Source organism: Anabaena sp. UHCC 0399 (genome assembly GCF_034931465.1).
Classification (GTDB): Bacteria; Cyanobacteriota; Cyanobacteriia; order Cyanobacteriales; family Nostocaceae; genus Trichormus; species Trichormus minutissimus.
In genome coordinates this window covers 899-4,164 of the sequence record NZ_JAYGGZ010000109.1, presented here as the reverse complement: position 1 = coordinate 4,164, position 3,266 = coordinate 899, and the positions used below count along the sequence as shown (strand labels likewise).

General features: G+C 48.4%; 1 protein-coding gene. It reads left to right on the top strand.

Annotated elements, in window-relative coordinates; genetic code table 11:
• Positions 1-137 precede the first annotated feature (137 nt).
• A partial coding sequence (locus VB693_RS28835) for a choice-of-anchor Q domain-containing protein (protein WP_323269262.1) occupies positions 138-3,266 on the top strand: 3,129 nt, incomplete at its 3' end.

Sequence of the window (3,266 nt, the reverse complement as noted above, 5' to 3'; positions counted from 1 at the left end):
CCTTGCAGGGGAGAGGTTTGGAGAGGGGTTTTCTTGATCCCGTGAAAAGTCAGACAGACACAACGGTTAAATCTTGATTCCCCTTTTTTTCAAGGTTAAAGTTTCTACTCATTCAATTCACACAATAGGAAAAAATCATGCCAGCAGAATCAAATAATTTCATCGTTACCGAATCTACAGATAACGGTCTTGGAAATACTGAAGGTACTCTCAGTTGGGCAATTCTGCAAGCCAACCAAATAGAAGGGGATGACACCATTACCATTAATAGCGATGTCCGGATCACTGGGGTAATGAAAACCCTGGTGAACAGCAACATCAGCATTGTGGGTAACAACCATAGCATCAGTGGCGATGCCAATAATAACGGTATTAATGATGATGGCGACTTGCGCCCCTTGTTCATTTTGTCGGGAACCGTCGGTATTTCTGACTTAACTATCACCAACGGACGAGCTAAAGGCGGTAACGGTAGCTTTGGTGGCGGCGGCGGCGGCGCTGGTATGGGAGGTGGTTTGTTTATTTATGATGGCGATGTTTCCCTAACTAATGTCGCTTTTAGTAATAACACAGCGCAAGGTGGTAATGGCTCACCCGACGAAGCTAACTTTGGCGGCGGCGGTGGTGGTATGTTTGGCAATGGCAGTTTCCTCGGCGGCGGTGGACTGTTTGCCAACGCCAGCGGCGGCGGTGGTGGCTACGGTGGCAACGGAAATTACGATGGTGGTTACAATAGCGGCTACAGCGGTAGCACCAGCTTCGGTGGCGGGGGAGACGCTAAAGCTATTCCCGAAGGCGGCTTCGGTGGTGGTGGTGTATTTGAGGGTAACGGTGGCTTTGGTGGTGGCGGTGGCAGTAATACCTACACCGGTACTGGTGCAAATGGGGGTTATGGCGGCGGCGGTGGCTACGGTAACTTGAATGGTGGCTTGGGTGGCTTTGGCGGTACTGGTGCAAATGGGGGTTACGGCGGCGGCGGTGCCGGCTTGGGGGGTGGTATCTTCGTTCGCAGTGGCTCTTTAACCCTCAGCGACACCAGTTTTACCAACAACACTGCTACAGGTGGCACAGTTTTTAACTCAGGTCAAGGCTTGGGTGGGGCAATCTTCATCATGCAGTCCACCACCAACACCAACAACAATAACCAGGGAATGCCCACTATGCTGCCAACTGTTACTTCTGTGGGTAATCTTACTTATAGCGGCAACAGTGCAGCTAACGATGCGGGAACTGCCACTAACAACGATGATATTTACGGTACAATTAACGTCACTTCTGTTACTCCCACTGTCAGCATTACGGCACAAACAGCCACAGCCAATGAAGGCGGTAGCAATGGCATTTATCGCATCACTCGTAGCGACACCACAGGGGATTTAACCATTAACCTAACTATTGATGGTATTAGTACAGCTTCAACGGCTGACTATACCCTCAATGGTGGTAGCGTCACTGTTTCAGGTAATACCTTAACTGTTACCATTGCCAATGGACAAAACTTTGTTGATCTTAACCTAGCCGCCATTGACGACATTCAAGCGGAAGCAGCCGAAACCCTCAAACTCAATTTAGAGAATGGTACGGCTTATACCGTTGACGGTACAAATAACACCGCCACCGTTACCATTGCGGCTAATGATACCGTCGTCACCAACACCAACGATTCTGGTGAGGGTTCATTGCGGCAAGCGATTCTCAACGCCAACGCCTTTGCAGGTGCAGATACAATTACCTTTGCAGGTAGTGTTTTCACTGATGCTACTCCCGACACCATTACTTTAACTTCTGGGCAATTAGTTATTACTGATGCCTTGACTATCAATGGACTAGGGGCAAGTAACCTCAGTATCAGCGGTAATAATGCCTCTGCTGTTTTTAAAGTGGATGATGGCAATAGTAGCAATCAAATTGATGTAGCAATTAATGAACTAACGATTACGGCTGGAAAGGATAATAGTGCAGGTGGTGGCATCTTTAACGTAGAAAACCTGATGCTATCCAACAACATCATCTCTAATAATACTGGAAGGTTCGCCGGCATTTCTAACCAAGGCAACCTCAGCCTAACTGGAAGCACTGTCTCTAACAATACTGGAGATGTAGGCGGCATCATCAACTTTGGGACTTTGAGCCTAACTAACAGCACTGTCTCTGGCAATACTGGTGTAACCTACGGTGGCATTTCTAACCAAGGTACTCTCCTGAGCGTAACGGGAAGCACTATCTCTAACAATACTACTAGTAATAGGGGGGGCGCTGCTGGTATCGGCCACTTATCCGGTACCCTCAATCTAATCAACAGCACCGTATCTGGCAATACGTCAGCAGGAAATAGCGGCGGTATAACAAACCTCGGTATAGCAAACCTGACCAACAGCACCATCTCTGGTAATAAGGCGGCAGAAAACGGCGGCGGTATCTTCAGCATAGGTACGCTGAACCTGAACAACAGCACCATTACTAATAACACTGTTGACTCCGACAACAATGGCAGTGGCAATGGCGGCGGTATATTCAGATTAGCAGGCACCGTCACCGCCCAAAATACCATCATCGCCGGCAACTTCGATTCTGGTAACGAAGCCCCGGATATTTTTGGAGCAGTCACAGGAAATGCCAACAACCTCATCGGTAGCTTGACTGGTGCATCTGGCACTATCGGCACTGGCAGCGATATCACCTTTGCCTCGGCTGGCATTACCAATATTAACCAAGTCATCGGCTCTCTCGCTAACAACGGCGGTGCTACCCAAACTCACGCAATAGTTGTAGGTTCGGCTGCTATCAACGCGGGAAACAATGCCCTCATCCCAAGTGGTGTCACCACAGACCAACGGGGTATCACTCGCACCATTGGCGATACTGTAGATATTGGGTCTTATGAATCGCCTTTCATTCCCCCTGTTGCCGCCAACGATACTGCCACCACTGATGAAAATACTGTTGTTAACATCAACGTCCTTGCTAATGACACCGATGCTAATGGCGATAGCTTAAATATCACTCAAGTTAATGGCAACACTATCACAGTCGGCACACCAATTACCCTAGCTTCTGGTGCGTTACTGACTCTCAACACTAATGGCACTTTCGACTACAACCCTAACGGTCAATTTGAATCTTTAGCTGCAAGTGCAACTGCTACCGATAGCTTTACTTACACTGCCAGCGACAATGGTAATGGCGGTACTAGCACAGCAACAGTTAACTTGACAATCAACGGTGTCAACGATGCGCCCACAGGTTCACCCACAGCAACATTAAAC